The following is a 23,031-nucleotide window of genomic DNA, read 5'->3' as shown; positions in this document are numbered from 1 at the left end:
TGCGATAGTCAATTTGCCCTGCGTTTGTTTCCTTCACGTGGGGCAGATATCCTCCCTGTCGACTGGCCGTGCCTTCGGGCACGGCTTTTTTGTCAGTCCAGGAAAGGTTTTAAAGTTCTGACGGACAGATTAAAATTTGAGGATAGCTGTTGACCCGTCAGCGCCCCTTTCGTAGGGTTTGCGCATAAATAAGTCGGCCAGTCCGACGGGGAGAACCTTTTGGGAAAGAGAGCTGGCTAATACAGCTCTCTTTTTCTGGTTCAGGACAGTTCGGTTTCGATGATCTGGCAACAATCCGTTCACGTTCGGACAAGCTTTTCTGTTAGTGCCTGACACCAGTTCAGAAGAGTGTTAAACGAGGCAAAAAGCTCAATCATCAAATCGAGGCATTCATGACTAAGAAAATCCTCTCGCTTAGTACAGTAGCGGCAGTTCTGCTATGTGGTGCGGTATATGCGCAGGACACAACGACTTCTGAACCGGATGCCGGGCTCGATCTGGGTCAGGAAGGACCGCGCCCCGGAGAACAGTTCGTCAAGGAAGAGTTCGGAGATTGGGACGTGTCCTGCATCAAGGCGCAGGAAGGTGAAGACCCGTGCGCCATCGTTCAGATACTGAAGGGCAATCAAGGTGATCCGATTGCAGAAGTGTCGATCGGGAAACTGCCCGAAGGCGGCGCGGCAGTTGCATGGGCCAACGTGATTGTTCCTTTGGAAACACTGCTGCAAGCACAGCTCGCCCTGTCCATCGATGGCGCGCCCCGCAAGCTGTATAACTATCACCATTGCTTGCCTGTTGGCTGCGTCGCGCAACTGGGCCTGAGCCAGGGCGACATCGAAGCAATGAAATCTGGCACCAAGGCTGTCTTCTCGTTGGTACCGGCCCGATTCCCGGACCAGGTTCTGGAAATGGAAATGTCGTTGTCCGGCTTTACGTCCGGCTTTGATTCCCTGACCGTCAACGGGAACTAAGAGCGCGTTTCGAATACGCCGCCGCATCCTATGCGGCGGCGCTGCGCGGACTAAATCCGCTTCAGCGCTAAAACCGCATTCAGTCCGCCAAAGGCAAACGCATTGCTGAGTGCGACGTCAACTTTGGCTTCCCGAGCTTCGTTCGGCACAACATCAAGCGCGCATTCCGGATCGGGTTCCTCGTATCCGATGGTGGGTGCAATAACACCATCCCGTAGCGCCATGATACAGGCCAACAGCTCCACCGCACCGGTTCCTCCGATCAGATGGCCATGCATGGATTTGGTCGACGATATCATCAGATCGTCGGCATGGGGTCCAAATACATCTGCCACTGCGGCACACTCAGTTTTGTCATTCGCTGCCGTTCCGGTGCCATGCGCGTTGATGTAGCAGACATCGCAGGCATTCAAGCTGGCATCGGCCAAGGCACCTGACATGGCCCGCGAAGCCCCTTGTTTGCTGGGCATCACGATATCGGCCGCGTCTGACGACATAGCGAAACCGACGACTTCGCACATTATCTCGGCGCCCCGGGCACGGGCGTGTTCGTATTCCTCGAAAACAAAGATACCGGCCCCTTCCCCTTGTACCATCCCGTTGCGGTTGGCACTGAACGGTCGGCACGCATCCTTCGACATCACGCGCAGCCCTTCCCAGGCTTTGACGCCACCGAAACACAACATGGATTCGGACCCGCCTGTGACCATGACCGGTGCAATACCGCTGCGGACCATCTGAAAGGCCTGAGCCATGGCATGGTTCGAAGATGCACAGGCAGTCGACACGGTGAAGCTGGGACCCTTGAGGTTGTGTTCCATGGAAACATGGCTGGCCGCCGCGTTGTTCATGAGTTTGGGAACAACAAAAGGGTGTACCCTGTTCTTGCCATCCTCATAGACCGATCGGTAATTGTCGTCCCAGGTCGACACACCACCACCGGCAGTCCCCAAGACAACACCTGACTTTGCAGCAAGCTCTCCGTGAAACTCGATGCCCGACTGATCTATAGCCTCTTTGGCAGCGGTCAGAGTGAACTGAGTGAACCGGTCATACAGCGACATCTGTTGACGGTTGAACCGACCTTCGGCCTCAAAGTCACGAACCTGCCCGCCGATCTTGATGGCCAACCGGTCAACGTCCCGGAATTCCAGTTCCGAGATCCCACAGCGACCTTCCCGCATGGCTTCCAGCGTGTCAGGAACCGAATGGCCCAGTGAATTGATCGTACCTGCGCCGGTAATGACAACACGTTTCATGAGCGTTTGTCAGACCTTTTCCGACACGAGCTTTTCGATCCCGGCAATGATCGCAGCAACATTCGAGATATCAAAATCGTTGGCTTCGGGTTCGTTGGCATTGAAAGGAATTGAGATGTCGAACTCTTCCTCGATCGCGAAGATGCTTTCGACCAGACCAAGGCTGTCGATACCCAGATCTTCCAGCGTGCTTTCGGGCGTCACGTCCGATGGCTCCAGCACGGCCTGCTCTGCAATGATTGCGATGACGCGGTCGCTGATGCTCATGTCGATCCCCTGAATTTCAGTTTGACGATGATTTAATCGCTTGGGGTCTGTTTGAAAACAGCCTTTTTCAATGCCTCAACGTCGCGTGCCATGCGGGGCAGTCGTCGCTGCGCCTTGTAGACATCTGTATGAGTCTCCATTTTGATGCCTGGATACCCCATGATTACACGACCGGCCGGAACATTTGACAGAATCTTTGTGCCCCCACCTGAGATGACGCCATCCCCTATGAAAATATTGTCGACCACTCCGGTCTGCCCGCCCAGAACGACGTTGTTGCCGATCTCAACCGACCCGGACACGCCCGTCTGACCGCACAACAGACAATCCTGCCCGATGCGGGTGTTGTGCCCGACATGGACCAGATTATCCAGCTTGGAGCCGTTGCCGATACGCGTGTTGCGGATGGTTCCATTGTCGACGGTGCAATTGGAGCCAACTTCCACATCGTCCCCGATCTCGACCGCACCCAAAGAGTGGATGCGAAGCCAGTTTTGGGCCTTTGCATCACCCTGATCGCCCAACGTTTTGCGGGCGTTCTCAGCGCCGGAGACCTCGGGTGTCACAAAACTGAATCCGTCACCGCCAATCCTTGCTCCAGGTTGCGCAATAAACCGATCCCCGATTTGAGCGCGCGCGCCAATGCTGACCATTTCGCGCAAAAAGGCCCGTTCGCCCAGAACGGCGTCGATACCCACCACGCAGTGCGCCCCGATTATCGAACCCGAACCAATTCGAGCCCGCGCGCCAACAACAGTCAGCGGTCCAATCGCCACATCTGATCCAATTTCAGCCGTTGGATCGATCACTGCGGAAGGGTGAATGCCCGGTTCAACCCCTTGCCCGCGATCCAGCATCGCGGTGATCCCGGCCATTGCCATGCGCGGACGTTTCACGAAAACGGCCGCTCGCAAACCCATGGCCCGCCAGTCCGCACCTTCCCAGAGAACGGCGGCGCGCGCTTCCCCGTTCGAAAGCGCCTCGGCATATTTCGGGGACATGGCCATCGCCAGATCGGTTGGTCCGGCATCGCCCGGTTCGGCCGCCCGCACGATCGTCAGGCCACCATCACCTTGGCACTCGGCACCCAAAGCGTCGGCGATTTGCTGAATGGTAAACTGCATCACGGGCTTCCTTTTGGCAGGATTTGCCCTGTGCTTAACCCTGAATGTCCGGCAGGGCCACCCCTGCCTTTAGCAGGGCCTCCCAAGTCTTGCTGTCCCGGCCATAGACATCACGGCGATACTGCACGTCGCCTTTTGGTCCGACATAGGCTGTTCGATAAATCAAGTGCACCGGAACTTTTTGTTCCAAATCGACCTTGGTTTCCTTCCCAGTGTTCAGAACGCGATGGAAGAAGGCCTTGGGATCCTCTTCCTGTTTGGCCAGCAATGCATAGGCAAATTCGAAGGGCTGAGCCAGCCGGATGCAGCCGTGCGAGAACGCACGCACCTCACGCGAAAACAGACTTTTCTGAGGCGTATCATGCAGATAAATGTTGTGCTTATTGGGGAACATGAACTTGACCAGCCCCAAAGCATTGCTTTTGCTGGGTGGCTGACGCATCGCAAAAGGAAAGCTCCGAGCAGTGAACTGATTGAAGTCAACAGCCCCGCGATTAACCTGCCGCCCCCTGCGGTCAGTAATCTGAATATGACCGACCGCATTGGGATTCGCTTTCAGCTTGGGCAGATATTCCTTGGTGATGATCGAGCGTGGAACATACCAGCTGGGGTTTATCACCATATGCTCCATCACATCCGAGAACTCCGGGCTGCGGCGATCATGTGTGTTTTTGCCGATCACCGCACGGGTTTCAAAGGTGACTTGCCCGTCGTCTACGATCTTTGCCGAAAAATCGGTCTGGTTGACAAGAATATGACGTACGCCGCGATCCCGAGGCAACCAGCGTTCCCGCTCCAGAGCAACATATACAGCCTTGAGCCGATCCGAAGCTGGTCGGTTCACCTCGGTAATCGTACCATTGCCTGCAACGCCATCGGGTTCTAACCCATGCGCGGTTTGAAAAGCTCTAACGCCTTCCAGAAGCGCCGCGTCGAAAGACGGGCTGGCCGAGGGCTTCATATAGCCCATTGACACCAACCGATTGCGAAGCTTCACGACATTGGGTCCTGTGTCGCCGTATTCCAACTTGCTTACGGGTACAGTCGCCCCCCAACCGCCCTGATCTATCAAGTTTTGCAGCGTGAGCTTTTGCTTCATCAGGGCCCGGTATTGACGCGTCTGAGGTGCCAGCTGCGCAATATACGCGGTGCCATGTGTGTCTAGTCCGTTCAGATGTTCGGCTGCGCTGAGTCGATCCACCGACCGAACAAGCCCGTCGTCGACACTGCCGGGCCGAACAGCACCTGAGTACAATGCGTCGGCGAATTCCACGAAAACCCGACTCAGTTCCGCTTCAACTTCCCCAAGGTCGCGCGTCGAGCGTGCACCTTCCATTTTCTGCAGCAAGGATGATACTGTTGCGTCGGCCTGCGGCAGACCGTGCAGGTGAGCATTTGACAGTGCCTGGATCAATGCAGCCCGGCGTTGCATATGCTCATTGGTTTCCCCCACCCATATTGGCGAAAACCCGTTTGTCCGATAGAACTCAGCGATCTGTGATGCCTGCGGTGTGTGTTCTGCTATCGCCATTTGAAACGCCATGCTTGGCGCGGGTTCAGAAGTGGTGTTTGCCACACTGGCTGTGGCCGCAAAACAAGCGGCAAGCAGGATACTGGTACTGGTTCGGAAAACAGAAAACATTGGATGGCCTTGGAATCAATGGCTTGGGTAGGTGATACGTGCGTCGAGCAACTATGGATTTTACTGCGAAGGCTTGTCTATTCACAAATTCCTTACCAAATCGCTTCTGCTTTCGCCTGATGCGCGTTTGCATCGGCCCGGTGGCACGGGGTCCACAGCTGCAAAATTTCTGTGCCTAGCTGTGACATTTGCGCAAAAAGCTGCCGAAAATTCCCCCTTGAAAAGGTAACTGTGAAACACTTCTTGGCCGCCGAATCCGATTGTGTCATAAATTTCGCATCTGGGATGGGAAAAATTAAGACAGTGCACGTAACATCGTGTGCAGGCAGGAACAGTACGGGACGACCAAAATGACCAAGAGCAGTTCCTCGGGCTTGACCCGACGTGCCCTATTGGGTGCGTTTGCAGCAACCGCAGTTGCAGCAGCACCCACATACTCCAATGCAGCAGGCTTTTTGCGCGGTGGCGGCGATATTCGTCGCATACGTATGTATTCCGGTCGCACGGGCGAACGGTTGGACATGATTTATTGGGTCGATGGTAAGTATATCAAGGACGCTGTCAAAGAAGTGCATCACTTCATGCGTGATTGGCGTACAGATCAGGTAAAATCCATCGATTTACGCGCGATTGATATCATGGCGGCATCACACAACCTGCTGGATGTCAGTGAACCTTACATGTTGCTGTCGGGCTATCGTTCTCCACAGACCAACGCCATGCTCCGCTCCAGATCTCGCGGTGTTGCCCGGAAATCGCTTCATATGCAGGGACAAGCAGCAGACTTGCGCCTGGCGTCCCGTTCTGTTTCGCAGATGGCAAAGGCCGCTATGTCATGCAGGGCTGGCGGAGTTGGTCAATACTACGGATCCAATTTCGTGCATATGGACTGCGGTGTCGTGCGCACCTGGCGTGGTTAAGACGCAAGCCTTATGAATTCAATGCACCCGACAACATATGTAACTGGTTGACCGTCATACCAGTTACATACCTGCGTCGCCTCCTCCGCCAACGTCGCCGCCTCCGGATCCGCTGCTGGATGCTGTTTCCGCAGTCGAACTGCTGCTCTCGTGCGTCTTCTCGTCATCGACATGAGAGTTGGCATTGGATTCTGATATTTTTTCGCTTTCTGAGTCATCATCACTATCCCAATCCTCGTCAGTAAGTCTGCCGAGGATCAGTGCAATTATTACTCCAAGTACAAGCCAACTTATGACGCTTAGGATTGAAAAACCCGAAATAAAGTAACAGCCCAAAAGCGCTAAAACCAGCACTTTGATTATGAACGTCTTATTTGAAAAGATCACTTGCACGTTCTTTCCTCCATTAAAGCGGACGCGATCCAGCCTCGTCCTGAAAGTGTACATCAAAAACCACGGGTAGAGAGGTCTATGCCGAGGAATAAGCGTCAATGATTGTTCCGCGCATGGTGCAAGACAGGACATGCAAGATAATTGGAGTTGCTCAAGCGACCAAGGAGATCGCGCACCTGAGCGGAGAGAGAACGATCGCCCTGATCGTGACGCTTGCGGACTGGGATCGCAATCCCGCGCCACATGACCTTGTTGGTGGAAGGTGCCTCGACGAAGTGTCCGAACAACAATATCAACAACTTAAGTCGCTCAAACACCTTGAGCTTTGCTGACAGGTGCGAAAGGGATTGTGACCTTGCCCCCGAAATCCCCAGAGCACTATCCTCCACTCACAGACATACGGCTTTAATGGCGCAGCCCGAGACCAAAAGGAAATACCTAATGACCCAGTGTTCTTTGCTTCCAGAGCGCAACGCGCCGTTCATCACGTTCTTCATACTCAGCAATGGCCTGGGCAATATCCCTATCCGTCATTTTCTCTTGCTCTGACCCAAGGTCCGTCATGCGCATAGTGAACCACGCGGTCATCCCACCTGGCGGCAAGGTGGCAAAGCGAGGAAAGGCGGGAGCGTTCTTTCCCGCCCGCCACGTGGTTGGCAGGGACGGATCAATGACAAAACCCCTGGCCAAACCCACTGCATCCACGTCCCCGGAAAGGACCGCGGATTCAGCTTCTTCACGGCGCTTGAACCCTCCCGTAGCCATAAGCGGGACCGATGTCAGTTGACGTGCGGCGCGGGTAAATTCGACAAAGTAAGGACCCTGACTCATGCGCTCCGAACTCGGCGGAGCACCGGGGAAATAGGTGCCTCCGCTGATATCCAAAAGGTCAGCCCCCTTCCCTTCAAGAGCGGCCACGACTACGAGCGCATCTTGTTCTGTCAGACCACCGGCAAGCTGATCCGTCGCGTTCAGCTTTACCGCAACCACAAAATCAGGCGGGACCGCCGCACGAACAGCCTCGACCGTTTCGATGAGCAATCTCATCCGTGCATGTATCGAACCACCATAGGCATCTGTTCGTTGATTGAAGAGCGGGGACAGGAACTGGCTCAGAAGAAACCCGTGTGCGGCATGAATTTGCACACCGCCAAATCCTAAATCCGCTGCACGGCGCGCCGTATTGGCAAAACACGCGGGAACGGTCGCGATTTCGGCACGTGGCATGGCTTCACTGCGGAAGTCAGGGAATTCCATCGCACTTGGCCCCTTGGGGGTACTGATTGGCAGATGGGCCAGTGCCCCGGCATGCCCAAGCTGTAACCAAAGCTGCGCGTTGTTTGCCGATCCTCGTCGGGCTAGCTCACGAAATGCCGCCATATTGGCGTTGTCATCCAGAACCAGATTTCCGGGCTTTTCTGGGTATCGCGGATCACCTTGGACCTCTCCGACAATCGACGCTGCCAGCCCGCCTTCTGCCCAACGTTCATAAAGTCGAATTTGCGTGGGCGTCGGGTTGCCCTGGCCATCCCCCAGCGAATCCGACATCGCAGATTTGATGATCCGGTTCTTCAGCACTTGGCCGTTCGGCAGGGCCAACGGTGTGAAGAGAGTTGGGGGCGAAGTGGCGTGCAAGGCAGGTCTCCTCGGACTTTTCTGTCCTTATCTGAGATAGTTTGGATGACTTATATTGATAATCGGGTAATCTGGATCAAATCTTGATCGTTTTTGGAACAGATGTCACAGAAGACCGAGCTGGAAATCCTGTTGGCTGTTGTTGATCATGGCAGCTTTTCTGCCGCAGCCAGAGCGTTGGGATACACCCCTTCTGCCGTTGGCAAGAGGGTCCACCAACTGGAGCAGCGGTTGAATGTGCCGCTTCTGGTCCGCTCGACCCGACGGATGACTCTGACTGAAGCAGGTCGGAGATATGCAGAGGAAGCACGTGACCTGATTGCCCGCCTGACAGCACTGGAAGAGGATATCTCAGATGATGCTTCCACGTTGCGCGGCACGGTACGCCTGACAAGTTCAGCCGCGCTTGGGCGACGGTTTGTAGTGCCCCTTGTGATCGAATTCATGGAACACCACCCGGAGGTCGAGGTTGAGCTGTTGTTGACGGACAAGATCATCGACCTGATCGGCGAAGGCTTTGATCTCTCAATCCGAACAGGGATATTGCCGGACTCGTCGCTCGTCTCACGAAAGCTGATGAGCAACCCACGCATTCTGTGTGCGGCGCCTTCCTATATTGAACAACACGGCAGTCCCGGAAAGCCCGAGGATCTCACGATCCACAGATGTCTGCGTCTGGGGCAGGAAAGGCAGCTTTCAGATTGGGGATTTGCTCAGCCACAGGGCGGAAACGCGCGGCTTGGATCAGGCTTTTCATGCAACAACCTGGAAGCGCTCCATGCGGCGTGTATATCGGGGCGCGGCATTGCATGGCTGCCTGAGTTCCTCACCGCGAGCGATATCAACAAGGGACGCCTTCTTCCATTGCTGAAGGAATACGCATGTCCGGATGCTGGTGGTGGTGTGTTCCTTCTGCGCCCTGAAACGACATTTCTACCGCAACGCATTCGCACCTTGATTGACTTCTTTGCAGAGCGGTTCAACGAGATGAGACGCGATTGAACAGGGAAAGACTTGTGCACTGAGTTGGGTGCACGACCATTCTCAAACATGGGAAGAAGGCACAACACTGAAACCTAAAGGTTCGTCGACGTTGAAACCTCCCTTTTGACAGCAACTCAAAGGAGGAGAAACGCCGTGGAACTCCACAAGGCCCCGAAATCACACCCGTTTGTTCCTGAAAACCGTCCGAACTCAAGTAGTTGCGGGCGAACTGATGGTACCGAAGTTGAACGGAACCAAAATGAAGTCAAAGGAATCTGAGCTGAAATGAGTTTCTCGCCCTCACAGCTATTCTGCTGAGATCATTTAAAAATGTGATTGATTTTTGGCGCACCTGAGAGGATTCGAACCTCTGGCCTCTGCCTTCGGAGGGCAGCGCTCTATCCAGCTGAGCTACAGGTGCCTTGGCCGTTAGCTAACCTTGTTCCAATCCGGGTGCAACTGAAAATCGTGATTGTTGCACCCTCTTTGAAACCAAAATCAGGCGAAGAGATCATGCGCCAATTCAAGCGCTTCGATCAGCGTATCGACCTCATCCGTCGTGTTATACAGACCGAAGCTGGCACGACAGGTCGCCGTGACGCCCAGATGATCCATAAGCGGGCCTGCGCAGTGATGACCGGCGCGGACGGCAACACCTTTTTTGTCCAGAATGGTGGATACATCATGCGCATGGCCGGCCCCATCCAGCGTAAAGCTGAAGATGGCTGCCTTGTCTGGCCGCGTGCCCTGAACCTGAAGCCAGTTTAGACCGTTCAGGCGCTGCATGGCATAGTCCCGCAGGCCGGATTCATGGGCGGCAATGTTGTCCATTCCCAAATCCATCATGTACTCCAGTGCAACACCCAGGCCGATAGTTTGGACAATGCCGGGTGTTCCGGCCTCGAACTTCATAGGCGGATCGTTGTAGATCACCTGATCCTTGCTGACCTCTTTGATCATGTCACCGCCACCGACAAAGGGGCGCATCTCGGCCATGCGTTCGGACTTGATGTAGATCGCACCCGACCCCGACGGGCCATACAGCTTGTGGCCGGTGATGGCGTAAAAGTCGCAACCGATGTCCTGAACGCTCACCGGCATATGCACCGCGCCCTGACTGCCATCAACCAGAACCGGAACGCCCTTGGCATGCGCACCTTCGGTGATGGCTTTGACATCCACGACAGTTCCCAGCACATTGGAACATTGCGTCACGGCCACAAGTTTGGTTTTCGGGCCGATTGCATCGATCACCGCCTGGGGATCCAGTCCACCGTCAGCGTCGACATCCACCCACTTCAGAACGACGCCCTGCCGCTCGCGCAGAAAATGCCAGGGCACGATGTTGGCGTGATGCTCCATGACGCTCAGAACGATCTCATCCCCGGCTTCCAGGCGCGGCATGGCCCAGCCATATGCAACAAGATTGATCCCTTCGGTCGTTCCTGAATTCAGAACAATCTCATCCTCGTTCGATGCCCCAAGGAACCGGGCGATGATGCCGCGGACGGCTTCGTACTTCTCGGTTGCCAGATTCGACAGGAAATGCAGTCCGCGGTGAACGTTCGAGTATTCCTCGGCATAGGCCCGTGTCACCGCATCGATGACAATTTGAGGCTTTTGCGCCGAGGCCCCATTGTCCAGATAGGTCAGCGGCTTGCCGTTCACTTCACGCGCCAGAATTGGAAAGTCTGCACGGATATTTTCTACGTCATACATGGTTTTCTTTTCCCTATACCGGGGCGTTGGGCATCAATGCGAGTACAAAGGGCACGGCAACCACGCCGGCCAACAAAATGACCCCAAATGCTTTCCAGAGCGATCCGAATTTATGGGCTTCATTCAGGAAATGAAGCGTGACGTAAAGGCTCAGAACAAACGTTGCGAGAGAAAACATCAGCATCAAGAACGGAAGGACCATCGCCAAAACAAGAGTGATGAGCATCGCAACGATCTGAAGGTATTGCAGCCAGACTATCAGTGTCATGATGCCACTAAACGTCGCGACGCCGCCAAGTAAGCGCCCTGCAAATAAAAACGCAAGAATGCTGACAAGCAACAAGGCAGCCGAACGTATCAGGTAAAGACCGACTGACTCTGATACTGGCGCCAGTTCCCCCTCCTGGAGCGGCAGAAACTGAAGCCTCCCAACCTGCACCAGGCAACTCAGAACAACCGCCAGGAAAAACGCCAACCAAAGAACCTCGCGCCCGAGGCGGATATCCAACAACTGCCGGGCGACCACGGCCGGATTGATCACAGTTTGAACGGCAAGGTTAACAACGTTCATTCTGCTTGCCTTTGCGCTTGTCTGAGACCGGCCAGCCAGAACCAGAAAAACACCCCGAGCCAGGTCAAACCGACCAGAGTCAATGCCGGCCCCGGTCCGATGAACCCGGCGACCAGACCATTCAACAGAACCAGAGGGGTTGATGACAGCAGTGCCCAGAACAACGCAAGACGGGCTCCGTAAGCTGTTCCGCGCCCTCCGACCAAACGGGCGGCTCCAAAAGATGCAAAAGCCAGCGCGTAGAAGAACAGCGGCAGGATGATGACAGTGCCCAGCAAGGCCCCGCCCATCAGCATATTTAGCTCAAGCCCTTCCAAGTGCGCTTTTCGGGCAAGGCTGGGCAATTGCGCGACAAAGGCCACCACGCAAAAGGCCATGACAAACACCAGCGCCCTGTCTTCCCGCTGACCCACTTCAAGAAGCCGACGCACCACGCGCCCCGGCCCCCGGTATGTGGCCAGTATGTCTGACGAAACGGCCATCAACTACGACGCGCCAGCCACCCTTCCAGACGGCTTACGATCTCTTCCGCCAGAGCGCTGTCTTCGATCTCATCCACCGCTTCGGCCAGGAAAGCCAATGTCAGCATGTTGGTCGCGTCTTTGGTCGGAACACCACGGGACCGCAGATAAAACAGCGCGGTTTCGTCGATCGCACCCGAGGTTGAACCGTGCGAACACGCCACATCATCGGCGTAGATCTCAAGTTCAGGCTTGGCGAGGAACTGGCTGTCACCGTCCAGAAGCAGCGATTGGCTGATCTGATAACCGTCAGTCTTCTGGGCACCTTCCTTCACAAGGATCTTTCCCTGAAACACACCGGTCGCCCCGTTGCGCAGCACTTTCTTGAAAACCTGGCGGCTTTCGCAATTCACCGCGTCATGGGTGATGAAAACCGTGTCATCATGGTGGAAGTCGCCATCACCAACGCATGCCCCTGCGACATGTGCAATGGCGTCATCGCCGGTCAGCTCGACAATCTGCTCATTGCGGGTCAGCACGCCATTCACAGTCAGTGTGAAGGACTTGTAGACCGACTCCGTGCCCAGTCGGGTAAATAAATGGGTCGCAGCGCGACGCTCATGATCCCTGCCCTGCGCGCGCACATGGTGCAGCGTGCCCTTGTCAGCAATGTCGATCTCCATGCATTTATTGAAGCGTGACGCCGCCGGGCCGGTTTCCAGAATGGTCGCCTCGGCGTCGCTTTCCACGCGAACGACATGGTGCAGGATCGCATCAGAGGTCGGCGACGCATGACGATAGATCAGGTTGATCGGTTTGGGCGGTTTGCCAGTTACGTGAATCGCCACGCCATCTGATGCAAAGGCCGTATTCAGTGCTGCCAAGGGGCGCTGGACCGGGGACTGACCGCGCGTTTCAAGTACGCCATACAGGTCTTTCGCCCAATGAATGTCCTTGCAGCAGATGTCCTCAAGTCGATCAATGGTCACGCCTTCCAGCGATAGGTCGTCCGACTCTTCGGCACTGAATTCACCATCCACAAAGACGATGTTCAGCCGGTCGAGTTCGCTGAACATCAACGGCTCGTCATCAGCAAACACCGCAGCCGGGGTTGCGTCTGGTGAGACCAGCGTATCCGGTTGAGTGTACTTCCAGTATTCGTCACGCCGCCCAGGCAGACCGGTTTCAAGAACACGGGCCAGCGCGTCTTCGCGCGCGGCGCGGGTACATCCCGCGTCAGGCATGGTCAGAGCAGACAGCCGTGCCTCGGTTGCGGATTGTTTGACTTCGGGCAAGGCCATCAGTTCACCTCGGCAAGAATGTCGGCATAACCGTTGTTTTCAACCTCAAGCGCCAGATCGGGGCCACCGGTTTTGACAATGCGGCCATCGGCCATGATGTGAACAACGTCAGGTTTGATGTGATCCAGCAGGCGCTGATAATGCGTAATGACCAGGAACCCACGACTTTCATCGCGCAACGCATTCACGCCTTCAGCGACGAGTTTCATCGCGTCCACATCCAGACCCGAGTCGGTTTCGTCCATGATGCACATCTTGGGTTCCAGCATTGCCATCTGCAGGATTTCATTGCGCTTTTTCTCACCACCCGAGAAACCAACATTGACCGGACGCTTGAGCATATCCGCGTCGATCTTCAGCGTCTTGGCTTTGGCACGCACTTCCTTGAGGAAATCCGCAGCGGACAGTTCGTCCTCACCGCGCGCCTTGCGTTGCGCATTCACAGCGGTGCGCAGGAACGTCATGTTTCCCACGCCCGGAATTTCGACTGGGTACTGGAACGCAAGGAAAACGCCGGCCGCAGCACGTTCTTCCGGTTCCATCTCCAGTAGGTCATTACCGTCCAGCGTGGCAGAACCCTCGGTCACTTCGTACCCGTCGCGACCCGACAGCACGTAGCTGAGTGTTGACTTGCCTGACCCGTTCGGCCCCATTATTGCGTGTACCTTGCCGGCCTCAACCGTCAGGTCCACACCCTTTAAGATCTGCTTGTCTTCTTCTTCAAGCTTTACGTGCAGATTCTTGATTTCCAGCATTTTTTATCCTTTTGCGTATCGCAAGGGGCACTCTGGCCCCGAAACCTTCTTATCCCAGAAACTTGCGGATCAACCTCGCGGCGATCCAGCCCAGGATCGCCCCTCCGCCAACCGCCCAAACCGGGTTGATGAATTCCATGTGGTTGATGTTGACGTAAGCCATGCCAAGCAGACCGCCAAGAACCGGCAATGCGTACCCCAGCCAGGTCAGCACGTCTTCTTTCCGGATGCTGTTTCGTGACGCCCGCGTCATCAGCCGACCGACCCTTCCAGCGAGATTGCCACAAGTTGCTGCGCTTCCATGGCGAACTCCATCGGCAGTGCTTGCAAAACGTCTTTGCAGAACCCGTTGACCACCAAGGCCACGGCCTCTTCTTCGTCCATGCCGCGCTGACGACAGTAGAACAGCTGATCGTCATCCACCTTGGATGTCGTCGCCTCATGCTCAACCCGCGATGAGTTATTCTTGACCTCGATATACGGAACCGTATGTGCCCCGCATTTGTCGCCAATAAGCAAGCTGTCGCATTGGGTATAGTTCCGGCTGTCCTTGGCTTTCGGATGCATCGAAACCAGACCGCGATACGTGTTCTGTGCCTTGCCCGCGCTGATGCCCTTGGACACGATGCGCGACTTGGTATTCTTGCCCAGATGAACCATCTTGGTGCCGGTATCTGCCTGCTGGTAATTGTTGGCAATTGCGATCGAGTAAAACTCTCCTTGGCTTTCTTCGCCCCGCAGAATGCACGACGGGTATTTCCATGTCACGGCCGAACCCGTTTCGACCTGCGTCCACATCACCTTGGATCGATCGCCACGGCAGTCGGCACGTTTGGTCACGAAGTTGTAGATGCCGCCCTTGCCGTTCTCATCCCCGGGGAACCAATTCTGAACGGTCGAGTATTTTACCTCGGCGTCTTCTTCCAGAATGATTTCAACCACGGCTGCATGCAACTGAGCGGTGTCGCGCTGAGGTGCGGTACAGCCTTCCAGATAGGAGACGTAAGAGCCTTTGTCAGCGATGATCAGCGTGCGTTCGAACTGGCCTGTGTTTTCCGCGTTGATACGGAAATATGTGCTCAGCTCCATCGGACAACGAACACCTGGCGGGATGTATACGAATGACCCATCCGAAAACACGGCCGAGTTCAGTGTCGCATAAAAATTGTCCGACACCGGAACTACAGTGCCCAGATACTTCTTGACCAGTTCAGGATGTTCCTTGATCGCTTCTGAAATCGAACAGAAGATCACGCCGGCCTTTTTCAGTTCGGCCTGAAAGGTCGTGCCAACCGAAACGGAATCAAACACCGCGTCGACAGCAACCTTGCGGCCCTCAGCCGGGGCGTCTTCAGCACCTTCGACACCGGCCAAAATCATCTGTTCTTTCAGCGGGATACCCAGCTTTTCGTATGTGGCCAACAGCTTGGGGTCGACCTCATCCAAGGATTTTGGCTTCTCTTCCATCGATTTCGGACGGGCATAGTAATACTGGTTCTGAAAATCGATTTTGGGATAGGTGACCATGGCCCAGTTTGGTTCTTCCATTTTGGTCCAGCGTTCAAACGCGGCCAGACGCCATTCGGTCATCCATTCCGGTTCTTCATTCTTTTCCGAGATCAGACGGACGATGTCCGGGTTCACACCTTTCGGCGCGTACTCCATCTCAATGTCAGTGTCCCAGCCGTATTTGTAGGTTCCGGCCTCGCGCACCGCATCAACGGTTTCCTGATCGACACCTTCTTTAACCTGGGTCTGGTCCAAAGCGGCCATGACTTACCCTCCGTCAGATCACGCAGCTCGCGCGCGATGCTTTTTCTCTTTCTCAAGCCACGTCTCGGCGAAACGCAGCACATCTTCTTCCGTTGTCCGAGGTCCCAGCGACACGCGGATTGCGCTGCTGGCTGTCTCCTCGTCAAAACCCATTGCGGTAAGCACCGCGCTGGCACGAACTTTGCCACTGGAACAGGCAGAGCCCGCACTGACGGCAAAACCCGACAGGTCCATCTGCATGACCTGGGTTTCACCCTTCCAACCGGGCGCAGCAAAACACAGGGTGTTCGGCAGGCGTCGCCGCCCTTTCCCGACAAAAATAGGTGATTTTACAGCGGCCTCAAGAGCGTTTTCTAGAATATTTCTAAATTCTTCGACCTGCTCCCAAACGCCATTGGCCAGATCCCGTGCAGCAGCTTCAGCTGCCGCGCCGAACCCCACGATACCAATGACATTTTCGGTCCCTGATCTGCGGCCCATTTCCTGGCCGCCCCCCTTGATCTGCGCCGCCAGATCTGTTCCTCGCTTCATCACAACGGCACCGACACCCTTTGGGCCGCCCAGCTTATGGGCGGAAACCAAGGCCATCTGCGCACTCATCCAGTTGAACGCGACGGGCAGCTTGCCAAAAGCCTGTGTGGCGTCTGTCACGGCCAGACCGGACGGCAGTGTTTGAACAATCCCTGTCTCTGAGTTTGCCAGTTGCAATGTCGATATTTCAGGTGCGCCCACCTGCACGTCTCCGAACTCAGAAACCGAAAGATCCTCTTTGATCCAGGCTCTTACCGCGTCATGCTCAATCGCTGCGCCGTGCAATTGGCGCCTCGACAATGTCAGCGCCGCACCTTCGGTTGAACCAGATGTAAAAACAATATCCGCTCCATCCGCCCCAAAGGCCGATGCAACCTGAGCCCGAGCACGTTCGATCAGAGCTTTGGCGGCACGACCTTCCGCATGAACCGACGAGGGGTTGCCACAGACATCCATGGCTGCAATCATCGCGTCCCTCGCTTCTGGACGCAGCGGCGTTGTTGCGTTGTGATCCAGATAAACACGTTTCATAGATACATCTTTTTGCCGACAGACTTCATTTCTTACCTCGCCTGTTCAGATCATTCATCTACAACAGAAAACAGGCTCGGCACGGCCGGGCACGGGGCGAGGTCGTTCTTGATCACATCCGACAAGCGGGTTTGATGCAGGAACACATAGACATGTGCGCTGAGACTTTCCCAAAGCCGATTGGTCAACGATTGCGCGCGACTGCCGGATGAAGCTCCGGACGCTCCTGCCCCTTTTTGCAGGGCATCAACGGTTTCGTCTACGGCCGCCAGAATCTCGACAACGCGAATTTCAGACGCAGGGCGAGCCAGTCGGTACCCACCACCGGGCCCGCGAACGGAAGACACCAAGTCCGCCCGACGCAGTTTGACAAAGAGCTGCTCGAGATACGGTAACGAGATGTCCTGCCTCTCGGAGATTTCCCCAAGCGTCACCAAGCTTTCTGTCGGATGAAGCGCAATATCCGCCAGAGCGACCATTGCGTAACGCCCCTTGGTCGACAGCTTCATTCCATGTCTCCTCTCAGCAGGATTTGCGCGAAATCATTGACGCCGACGCTGCCAGTGCGTATCTCCGATTGGCAGCGAAAAAAAACGCCATGCAATGTAATTAGAACCGTTCTAAGGTGTCCGACGATTATCGTCAAGTTTATCCGGGCATCTGTACGAAAAAGACAGGACCAAAGCACACATGCCCGAGGTGATTTTTCCCGGACCCGAAGGCCGCCTGGAAGGCCGCTACCACCCGCAAAAGGAAAAAGACGCACCGATCGCCATCGTGCTTCACCCGCATCCTCAATTCGGCGGGACTATGAACAACAAGGTGGTCTATAATCTGCACTACGCCTTTTACAACATGGGCTTCACCGTGTTGCGCTTTAACTTCCGCGGTGTCGGTCGCAGTCAGGGCGAATATGATCAGGGCGTGGGTGAGCTGAGCGATGCAGCCTCGGCGCTAGATTACCTGCAATCGATGAACAACAATTCGAAGCACTGCTGGGTTGCAGGTTTCTCGTTCGGTGCCTGGATCGGTATGCAACTGCTGATGCGCCGCCCTGAAATCACGGGATTCATCAGTGTATCGCCCCCTGCAAACATGTACGACTTTTCGTTCCTTGCCCCCTGCCCGTCTTCCGGCCTGATCATCAACGGCACGGCTGACAGGGTGGCGCCTCCGGCTGACACAACCTCGCTGGTGAACAAGCTGCACGAGCAAAAGGGAATCACCATCACCCACACCGAGGTGGAAGGGGCCGATCACTTTTTTCAGGATCGACACATGGACACGATGATCACCGAGGTCAGTGACTATGTGAAACGGCGCCTGACCGAGAACACCCGCTAATGTCCGACACCATCACATCTCTTGCGGCCAAACTGGCCGAAGATACGATGAAGGTTATGGATGAGACAGGCGAAGACAGATTTTTTGTCGAAGTTGGTGAAGTGCTCGGGGCAGCATCTCAGTCTCTGGAAGAAGCGTTTCTGACGGAAATTCGTGTTCGTTTGGCTGAACGGAAGGCCAGGCAGTTTGTGATCAAACGCCTGTCCGCGCATCGCGCAAAACTGAAGGCCATCGAAAAACAATGACCAACCGTTTGTCGGCGCAAGTCGCATTTCTGAAACGGGCTGACGAACTGAAAATGGTCGAGCGGGCAAATGTTCTGCTTGACCAGTCGAGACCCGAGAATTCCGCGGAGCACAGCTGGCATCTGGCCTTGTGGGCCCTGGTCATGGCCCCGTTGGCAGGGTCGGATGTCTCGATTGATCGAGTCATCCGTATGCTTTTGCTACATGATCTGGTTGAGATCGTTGTTGGCGACCACCCAATTCATCTTGAAACCGATTGGGCTTCGGTTGCCAAGGCTGAGCAAGCCGCAGCTTTGGAGCTGTTTGGACTTTTACCAAAGGATCAGGCTGATGCGCTCCACGCTTTCTGGCGTGAATTTGAGGAGGATCAGTCCCCCGACGCCCGGTTTGCCAAGATACTGGACCGGTGTCAGCCACTGTTTCAGGTTCTGTGTGCCCCTAACCCCAATCCGGACCACGTGGACATAGCGCGTTCAAATCTCGAAGGCGGCCGTGCAGCCTATCTGGCACAGGTTTTTCCGTTGGCCTACGAGCATGCCATCAACCTGCTGGCCGGCACAGATACGCGCGCCAATGCGTTTACGACCCGGTTGCCGTTTCTGACTGAAGCCGATCAGCTAAAATCCGTTCTCCGCGCCTCGCGGCTGATGGCGGGTGATCGTTTTGAAAACTCGGCGGAACACTCGTGGCACATCATGCTCTACGCCTGGGTCCTGTCCGAAAGCGCGCCTCAGAAGATCAGTGTTGATCGGGTGATTCAGATGCTGTTGCTGCACGATATCGTCGAAATCGACGCCGGCGATAATCCGATCCACGGGCAGGTCGATCACGCGGCGCAAGCTGCCAAGGAACAAGCGGCGGCCAAGCGGTTGTTTGGTCTGTTGCCTGACACTCAATGCAAGGGCTTCACCACGCTGTGGCAAGAGTTTGAAGCTGCAGACAGCCCAGACGCCAAGTTCGCCAAAGCCGTCGACCGTTTTCAGACACCTATCGCCAATCTGGAAACCGGTGGCGGGTCATGGGTCGATTACAAGGTAACATATGCTCAGCTTGAGGCGCGAGTTCAGCCTGCAATTGCAGCGGGGTCTCCTCGGCTTTGGGATTGGCTGCAACCGCAACTGGCTGCGTATTTCCAAAGCGGCGAGGCTTTTCATCACTAGACAACAAAGGAAAAAAGGAGCCGGAAGGCTCCTTTTTCCCTGCTTAGTTCTACGCGGCGCTAAAAAACACTACTACCATCAAACTGTTGAACCATGTTGGCTGCTTCAACTTCGACGGACCCCCCGTCAGCAAGCCACCCAATCACCACAATCAGACCCGAAGCAAATATGACGGATTTCGAAAATGTCGTCATCACTCAATACTCATTAACAAAAGATAAAATATGTTGAGAGCATTACACTAATTCGATTTTCAGAACAGTAAGGTATACCTGACCTCGGCTGACGTTCTACCTGGTTGAGATGGAAATTTACCTTGCTCAGACCTTCAATTTCATGCTCAACGCGATGTGTCTTCCCCATTTGAGGATTCAAATGCCCCAAGCGTATCTGTATCTGATGCTAGCCGTTATTGCGGAAACCATTGGCACCACCGCGTTGCAGGCCAGTCAACAATTCACGCGGTTTTGGCCGTCCGTCCTTGTGGTCGTGGGGTACGGAGTCGCTTTCTACTTCATGGCGTTGACGCTGAAATTCATGCCTGTTGGCATTGTCTACGCGATCTGGTCAGGTCTGGGAATTTTTCTGATCGCCGTGATCGGTTTCATCGTTTTCGGTCAAAGACTGGATTGGCCGGCGGTACTTGGCCTTACCATGATATTGGCGGGAATCCTGATCATTCACCTCTTTTCCAAGACTGCTGGTCACTGATCCACGGTTAGGGCTGGTATATTTTGTCGCGCCGCGCTATGCGCGCGGCAACTTCCCGTTCAAAGGCTGACCTCTCATGGACCTGCGCAATATCGCAATCATCGCTCACGTTGACCACGGCAAGACGACCCTGGTGGATGAGCTGCTCAAACAATCCGGCGCGTTCCGGGAAAACCAGTCCGTGGCGGAACGCGCCATGGACAGCAACGATCTTGAACGCGAACGTGGTATCACCATTCTGGCCAAGGCAACTTCGGTCGAGTGGAAAGACACCCGCATCAACATTGTCGACACACCCGGCCACGCCGATTTCGGCGGTGAAGTGGAACGCATTCTCAGCATGGTCGACGGAGTTGTCCTACTGGTTGACGCCGCAGAAGGCCCGATGCCGCAGACCAAGTTCGTGACCTCCAAGGCCCTGGCGCTGGGTCTTCGCCCAATCGTGGTTCTGAACAAGGTCGACAAACCGGACGCGGAACCTGACCGCGCACTGGACGAATGCTTTGACCTGTTCGCAAACCTCGGTGCCGATGACGACCAGCTGGACTTTCCGGCGATGTACGCCTCGGGCCGTTCGGGCTGGGCAGACATGGAGTTGGACGGCCCCCGCAAGGACCTGAGCGCCCTGTTTGACCTGATCGTCGATCACGTCCCTGCCCCCAAGCAGGTCGAGCACAAGGACGAGCCGTTCCGGATGCTGGCCACAACTTTGGGCAGCGATCCGTTCATCGGCCGCATTCTGACAGGTCGTGTGGAAAGCGGCACTCTTAAGGCAGGCGACAACCTCAAGGCGCTCAGCCGCGATGGAACGGTGATCGAAAACTTCCGCGCGTCGAAAATACTTGCATTCCGCGGACTGGCACAGCAGCCCATCGACGTGGCAGAAGCCGGTGACATCGTCACCATCGCTGGCATGAGCAAAGCCACAGTGGCAGATTCCCTTGTTGCTCCGCAGGTCGAAGAAGCCCTGCCTGCACAACCCATCGACCCGCCGACGATTACCGTTACTTTTGGGATCAACGATTCTCCGTTGGCCGGTCGGGATGGCAAGAAGGTTCAGTCACGCGTTATCCGTGATCGCCTGATGAAAGAAGCCGAATCGAATGTCGCGATCCGCATCACCGACACGCCCGGCGGCGAGGCATTCGAGGTCGCAGGCCGAGGCGAATTGCAGATGGGTGTTCTGATCGAGAACATGCGCCGTGAGGGTTTCGAACTCAGCATCTCGCGTCCGCAGGTTTTGTTCCGCGAAGAAAACGGGCAACGTCTGGAACCCATTGAGGAAGTCACCATCGACGTGGATGATGAATACTCCGGCTCGGTGATCGAAAAGATCACCGGCGCACGCAAAGGTGAGTTGGTCGAAATGCGCCCCGCAGGTGCAGGCAAGACCCGCATCATTGCCCACGTACCGTCCCGCGGCCTGATCGGCTATCACGGCGAGTTCCTGACCGACACGCGCGGTACGGGCGTATTGAACCGCGTGTTCCACGACTGGGCTCCGCACAAAGGTCAGATCCCGGGGCGTCGGGCGGGCGTTCTGATTTCGATGGAGAACGGTCAGGCCGTCGCTTACGCCCTTTGGAACCTGGAAGAGCGTGGCCGGATGTTTGTCGGTCCCCAAACGGATGTCTATCAAGGCATGGTGATTGGCGAGCATTCTCGCGATAATGATCTGGAAGTGAACCCGCTGAAAGGCAAGAAACTGACCAACGTACGCGCCAGCGGTTCAGACGACGCCGTTCGCCTGACGCCTCATATCCAGTTCTCTTTGGAAGAGGCAATTGCCTATATCGACGACGATGAACTGGTCGAAGTCACCCCGAATGCGGTGCGTTTGCGCAAGCGTTATCTTGACCCTCACGAGCGTAAGCGGATGGCCAAGTCGGCCTGATCATTCGGGCAACCCGCCGTCGCAATCAGAAACAATTGCCTCAGTGTGGCATTTTTGCGTCCAAACGGACAAAAGATGAAAAATGGACAACCGGGCAATACGCCCGGTTTTCTTTTGAAAAGAGTATTCTTTCTGCTTTAAGTTGCATTAAGATTTTGCCACTCACCCATTCCACATATTGTGATTGAGACCCATTTAAGGTGAAAATATGCCAGTTGTGTGACGTGGTTCATAAACACCGGCGCATCGGTGGTTCATATGAACACGTAGTTGAATATCGAGTTTCGAGGAGTTTCAAATGGGTGTCCAATCAAGCAGTATCCCGCTTTTTTTTGTAGCCACTACTTTTTTGTTTTCGCCCACTGGCGAAGCATTCGCAGCCGGGATGTGTACGATTCAAACGGCCAGACAATCCGCTGCGTCCGCGCAGGTTCTATGTGAGTGCGACGCTGTAACATCGGGTATGATCCGATACATTCAGCGCCGGCACGATTTCGATCAAATTCTTGCGCGTGTCGGAGCTGAATGTACGCCACTTGCAGACTTGCTTTCTGATTTTCCGACAGCATCGATCGGCGCAAGTGATCAGCGGTCCGGTGATGGTCCGTCTGATGAGACTGCCGACAGCAGCCCCGCTTTCGGTGGTGGCGGCGGTTCAGGCGGTGGAGCTGGCACCACTGGCGCTGGAGGCGGTGGCACTGGCGGTGAAGGTGGCGGCACTGGTGGTGAAAACGAAGGCGGCGGCGAAGGCGGCGGCGGTGGCGAAGGCGGCGGCGAAGGTGAAGGCGGCGGCGAAGGTGAAGGCGGCGGCGAAGGTGAAGGCGGCGGCGAAGGTGAAGG

25 protein-coding genes and 1 tRNA gene are annotated in these 23,031 nt (G+C 55.5%); 10 read left to right on the top strand and 16 right to left on the bottom strand.

What is annotated here, in order from left to right; all coding sequences use genetic code 11:
• Positions 1 to 392: 392 nt before the first annotated feature.
• Positions 393 to 971 (top strand): invasion associated locus B family protein, encoded by a 579-nt coding sequence (locus AC2FEB_RS02300; protein WP_117868941.1) that lies wholly within the window; start codon positions 393 to 395, stop codon positions 969 to 971.
• A gap of 50 nt (positions 972 to 1,021) precedes the next feature.
• On the opposite strand, the gene AC2FEB_RS02295 is transcribed toward AC2FEB_RS02300, so the two are convergent.
• Genes AC2FEB_RS02295 through AC2FEB_RS02280 form a run of 4 tightly spaced genes read right to left on the bottom strand, consistent with a single transcriptional unit; the run spans position 1,022 to position 5,263 of the window.
• The gene (locus AC2FEB_RS02295; RefSeq protein WP_117868940.1) at positions 1,022 to 2,230 is read right to left on the bottom strand and encodes a beta-ketoacyl-[acyl-carrier-protein] synthase family protein; all 1,209 of its coding nucleotides are present in this window, start codon (positions 2,228 to 2,230) and stop codon (positions 1,022 to 1,024) included.
• Positions 2,231 to 2,239: 9 nt separating this feature from the next.
• Positions 2,240 to 2,497 (bottom strand): acyl carrier protein, encoded by a 258-nt coding sequence (locus tag AC2FEB_RS02290; RefSeq protein WP_152458003.1) that lies wholly within the window; start codon positions 2,495 to 2,497, stop codon positions 2,240 to 2,242.
• A gap of 32 nt (positions 2,498 to 2,529) precedes the next feature.
• On the bottom strand, positions 2,530 to 3,621 hold the full coding sequence (gene lpxD / locus AC2FEB_RS02285; RefSeq protein ID WP_299897169.1) for a UDP-3-O-(3-hydroxymyristoyl)glucosamine N-acyltransferase: 1,092 nt from the start codon (positions 3,619 to 3,621) through the stop codon (positions 2,530 to 2,532).
• A 34-nt stretch (positions 3,622 to 3,655) separates the two neighbouring features.
• Complete coding sequence (locus AC2FEB_RS02280) at positions 3,656 to 5,263, bottom strand: L,D-transpeptidase family protein (protein ID WP_496673325.1); 1,608 nt, start codon at positions 5,261 to 5,263, stop codon at positions 3,656 to 3,658.
• 350 nt (positions 5,264 to 5,613) lie between these two features.
• Between AC2FEB_RS02280 and mepK the strand changes: the two genes are divergently transcribed.
• On the top strand, positions 5,614 to 6,183 hold the full coding sequence (mepK, locus tag AC2FEB_RS02275) for a peptidoglycan L,D-endopeptidase MepK (RefSeq protein WP_117868936.1): 570 nt from the start codon (positions 5,614 to 5,616) through the stop codon (positions 6,181 to 6,183).
• Positions 6,184 to 6,246: 63 nt separating this feature from the next.
• Here the strand turns inward: mepK and AC2FEB_RS02270 are convergent, their stop codons facing one another.
• Entirely contained in the window at positions 6,247 to 6,576 is a 330-nt protein-coding gene (locus tag AC2FEB_RS02270) for a hypothetical protein (RefSeq protein WP_496673329.1), read from the bottom strand.
• Positions 6,577 to 6,674: 98 nt separating this feature from the next.
• Between AC2FEB_RS02270 and AC2FEB_RS02265 the strand changes: the two genes are divergently transcribed.
• Positions 6,675 to 6,908, top strand: a complete 234-nt coding sequence (locus AC2FEB_RS02265) for a hypothetical protein (RefSeq protein WP_496673332.1) — start codon at positions 6,675 to 6,677, stop codon at positions 6,906 to 6,908.
• Positions 6,909 to 7,014: 106 nt separating this feature from the next.
• On the opposite strand, the gene AC2FEB_RS02260 is transcribed toward AC2FEB_RS02265, so the two are convergent.
• The gene (locus AC2FEB_RS02260; protein ID WP_496673334.1) at positions 7,015 to 8,211 is read right to left on the bottom strand and encodes an NADH:flavin oxidoreductase/NADH oxidase family protein; all 1,197 of its coding nucleotides are present in this window, start codon (positions 8,209 to 8,211) and stop codon (positions 7,015 to 7,017) included.
• Between the two features lie 102 nt (positions 8,212 to 8,313).
• Here AC2FEB_RS02260 and AC2FEB_RS02255 point away from each other — a divergent pair, with 102 nt between their 5' ends.
• Positions 8,314 to 9,213: a LysR family transcriptional regulator gene (locus AC2FEB_RS02255; RefSeq protein WP_496673336.1), complete on the top strand. Its 900-nt coding sequence runs from the start codon at positions 8,314 to 8,316 to the stop codon at positions 9,211 to 9,213.
• Between the two features lie 326 nt (positions 9,214 to 9,539).
• Here the strand turns inward: AC2FEB_RS02255 and AC2FEB_RS02250 are convergent.
• The 10 genes from AC2FEB_RS02250 to iscR all read right to left on the bottom strand — a co-directional run bounded on the left by AC2FEB_RS02250 (position 9,540) and on the right by iscR (position 17,346).
• Positions 9,540 to 9,616, bottom strand: a tRNA-Arg gene (locus tag AC2FEB_RS02250).
• Between the two features lie 77 nt (positions 9,617 to 9,693).
• Positions 9,694 to 10,914 (bottom strand): cysteine desulfurase, encoded by a 1,221-nt coding sequence (locus tag AC2FEB_RS02245; RefSeq protein WP_496673341.1) that lies wholly within the window; start codon positions 10,912 to 10,914, stop codon positions 9,694 to 9,696.
• Between the two features lie 13 nt (positions 10,915 to 10,927).
• Positions 10,928 to 11,455 (bottom strand): Yip1 family protein, encoded by a 528-nt coding sequence (locus AC2FEB_RS02240; protein WP_496761318.1) that lies wholly within the window; start codon positions 11,453 to 11,455, stop codon positions 10,928 to 10,930.
• A 26-nt stretch (positions 11,456 to 11,481) separates the two neighbouring features.
• Positions 11,482 to 11,967 (bottom strand): YIP1 family protein, encoded by a 486-nt coding sequence (locus AC2FEB_RS02235; protein ID WP_496673347.1) that lies wholly within the window; start codon positions 11,965 to 11,967, stop codon positions 11,482 to 11,484.
• Positions 11,967 to 13,247 carry a SufB/SufD family protein gene (locus tag AC2FEB_RS02230; protein WP_496673350.1) on the bottom strand — a complete coding sequence of 427 codons (1,281 nt, stop codon included), beginning with the start codon at positions 13,245 to 13,247 and terminating at the stop codon, positions 11,967 to 11,969. The genes AC2FEB_RS02235 and AC2FEB_RS02230 overlap by 1 nt, the downstream gene beginning before the upstream one ends.
• Entirely contained in the window at positions 13,247 to 14,002 is a 756-nt protein-coding gene (sufC, locus tag AC2FEB_RS02225) for a Fe-S cluster assembly ATPase SufC (protein ID WP_117868927.1), read from the bottom strand. The genes AC2FEB_RS02230 and sufC overlap by 1 nt, the downstream gene beginning before the upstream one ends.
• A 49-nt stretch (positions 14,003 to 14,051) precedes the next feature.
• Positions 14,052 to 14,255 carry a hypothetical protein gene (locus AC2FEB_RS02220; protein WP_496673353.1) on the bottom strand — a complete coding sequence of 68 codons (204 nt, stop codon included), beginning with the start codon at positions 14,253 to 14,255 and terminating at the stop codon, positions 14,052 to 14,054.
• Positions 14,255 to 15,775, bottom strand: a complete 1,521-nt coding sequence (gene sufB / locus AC2FEB_RS02215; RefSeq protein WP_117868925.1) for a Fe-S cluster assembly protein SufB — start codon at positions 15,773 to 15,775, stop codon at positions 14,255 to 14,257. The genes AC2FEB_RS02220 and sufB overlap by 1 nt, the downstream gene beginning before the upstream one ends.
• 18 nt (positions 15,776 to 15,793) lie before the next feature.
• A complete protein-coding gene (locus AC2FEB_RS02210) occupies positions 15,794 to 16,837 on the bottom strand; it encodes a cysteine desulfurase family protein (protein WP_496673356.1) in 1,044 nt (347 codons plus the stop codon).
• Between the two features lie 50 nt (positions 16,838 to 16,887).
• Positions 16,888 to 17,346, bottom strand: a complete 459-nt coding sequence (gene iscR, locus AC2FEB_RS02205) for a Fe-S cluster assembly transcriptional regulator IscR (RefSeq protein WP_117868923.1) — start codon at positions 17,344 to 17,346, stop codon at positions 16,888 to 16,890.
• Positions 17,347 to 17,527: 181 nt separating this feature from the next.
• Between iscR and AC2FEB_RS02200 the strand changes: the two genes are divergently transcribed.
• The 6 genes from AC2FEB_RS02200 to AC2FEB_RS02175 form a co-directional block, all read left to right on the top strand.
• Positions 17,528 to 18,181 carry an alpha/beta hydrolase gene (locus tag AC2FEB_RS02200; RefSeq protein ID WP_117872752.1) on the top strand — a complete coding sequence of 218 codons (654 nt, stop codon included), beginning with the start codon at positions 17,528 to 17,530 and terminating at the stop codon, positions 18,179 to 18,181.
• The gene (locus AC2FEB_RS02195; RefSeq protein WP_117868922.1) at positions 18,181 to 18,426 is read left to right on the top strand and encodes a hypothetical protein; all 246 of its coding nucleotides are present in this window, start codon (positions 18,181 to 18,183) and stop codon (positions 18,424 to 18,426) included. The genes AC2FEB_RS02200 and AC2FEB_RS02195 overlap by 1 nt, the downstream gene beginning before the upstream one ends.
• Entirely contained in the window at positions 18,423 to 19,586 is a 1,164-nt protein-coding gene (locus AC2FEB_RS02190; protein WP_496673360.1) for an HD domain-containing protein, read from the top strand. The genes AC2FEB_RS02195 and AC2FEB_RS02190 overlap by 4 nt, the downstream gene beginning before the upstream one ends.
• 375 nt (positions 19,587 to 19,961) lie before the next feature.
• Positions 19,962 to 20,297 carry a DMT family transporter gene (locus AC2FEB_RS02185; RefSeq protein ID WP_496673363.1) on the top strand — a complete coding sequence of 112 codons (336 nt, stop codon included), beginning with the start codon at positions 19,962 to 19,964 and terminating at the stop codon, positions 20,295 to 20,297.
• 76 nt (positions 20,298 to 20,373) lie between these two features.
• Entirely contained in the window at positions 20,374 to 22,191 is a 1,818-nt protein-coding gene (gene typA / locus AC2FEB_RS02180; RefSeq protein ID WP_496673366.1) for a translational GTPase TypA, read from the top strand.
• Positions 22,192 to 22,654: 463 nt separating this feature from the next.
• Positions 22,655 to 23,031 (top strand): hypothetical protein (locus AC2FEB_RS02175; protein WP_496883825.1); only part of this gene is annotated, 377 nt, incomplete at its 3' end.

Source organism: Ruegeria sp. YTSC106, assembly GCF_059609765.1.
This window is presented reverse-complemented; position numbering and strand designations above follow the sequence as displayed.

Coding starts and splice junctions, on each gene's coding strand:
- AC2FEB_RS02245 (WP_496673341.1), bottom strand. CDS start 10,914: ATGTATGACGTAGAAAATATCCGTGCAGACTTTCCAATTCTGGCGCGT.
- lpxD (WP_299897169.1), bottom strand. CDS start 3,621: ATGCAGTTTACCATTCAGCAAATCGCCGACGCTTTGGGTGCCGAGTGC.
- AC2FEB_RS02185 (WP_496673363.1), top strand. CDS start 19,962: ATGCCCCAAGCGTATCTGTATCTGATGCTAGCCGTTATTGCGGAAACC.
- AC2FEB_RS02300 (WP_117868941.1), top strand. CDS start 393: ATGACTAAGAAAATCCTCTCGCTTAGTACAGTAGCGGCAGTTCTGCTA.
- AC2FEB_RS02255 (WP_496673336.1), top strand. CDS start 8,314: ATGTCACAGAAGACCGAGCTGGAAATCCTGTTGGCTGTTGTTGATCAT.
- iscR (WP_117868923.1), bottom strand. CDS start 17,346: ATGAAGCTGTCGACCAAGGGGCGTTACGCAATGGTCGCTCTGGCGGAT.
- mepK (WP_117868936.1), top strand. CDS start 5,614: ATGACCAAGAGCAGTTCCTCGGGCTTGACCCGACGTGCCCTATTGGGT.
- AC2FEB_RS02230 (WP_496673350.1), bottom strand. CDS start 13,247: ATGGCCTTGCCCGAAGTCAAACAATCCGCAACCGAGGCACGGCTGTCT.
- AC2FEB_RS02295 (WP_117868940.1), bottom strand. CDS start 2,230: ATGAAACGTGTTGTCATTACCGGCGCAGGTACGATCAATTCACTGGGC.
- AC2FEB_RS02290 (WP_152458003.1), bottom strand. CDS start 2,497: ATGAGCATCAGCGACCGCGTCATCGCAATCATTGCAGAGCAGGCCGTG.
- sufC (WP_117868927.1), bottom strand. CDS start 14,002: ATGCTGGAAATCAAGAATCTGCACGTAAAGCTTGAAGAAGAAGACAAG.
- AC2FEB_RS02195 (WP_117868922.1), top strand. CDS start 18,181: ATGTCCGACACCATCACATCTCTTGCGGCCAAACTGGCCGAAGATACG.
- AC2FEB_RS02280 (WP_496673325.1), bottom strand. CDS start 5,263: ATGTTTTCTGTTTTCCGAACCAGTACCAGTATCCTGCTTGCCGCTTGT.
- AC2FEB_RS02190 (WP_496673360.1), top strand. CDS start 18,423: ATGACCAACCGTTTGTCGGCGCAAGTCGCATTTCTGAAACGGGCTGAC.
- sufB (WP_117868925.1), bottom strand. CDS start 15,775: ATGGCCGCTTTGGACCAGACCCAGGTTAAAGAAGGTGTCGATCAGGAA.
- AC2FEB_RS02210 (WP_496673356.1), bottom strand. CDS start 16,837: ATGAAACGTGTTTATCTGGATCACAACGCAACAACGCCGCTGCGTCCA.
- AC2FEB_RS02265 (WP_496673332.1), top strand. CDS start 6,675: ATGATTGTTCCGCGCATGGTGCAAGACAGGACATGCAAGATAATTGGA.
- AC2FEB_RS02220 (WP_496673353.1), bottom strand. CDS start 14,255: ATGACGCGGGCGTCACGAAACAGCATCCGGAAAGAAGACGTGCTGACC.
- AC2FEB_RS02235 (WP_496673347.1), bottom strand. CDS start 11,967: ATGGCCGTTTCGTCAGACATACTGGCCACATACCGGGGGCCGGGGCGC.
- AC2FEB_RS02200 (WP_117872752.1), top strand. CDS start 17,528: ATGCCCGAGGTGATTTTTCCCGGACCCGAAGGCCGCCTGGAAGGCCGC.
- typA (WP_496673366.1), top strand. CDS start 20,374: ATGGACCTGCGCAATATCGCAATCATCGCTCACGTTGACCACGGCAAG.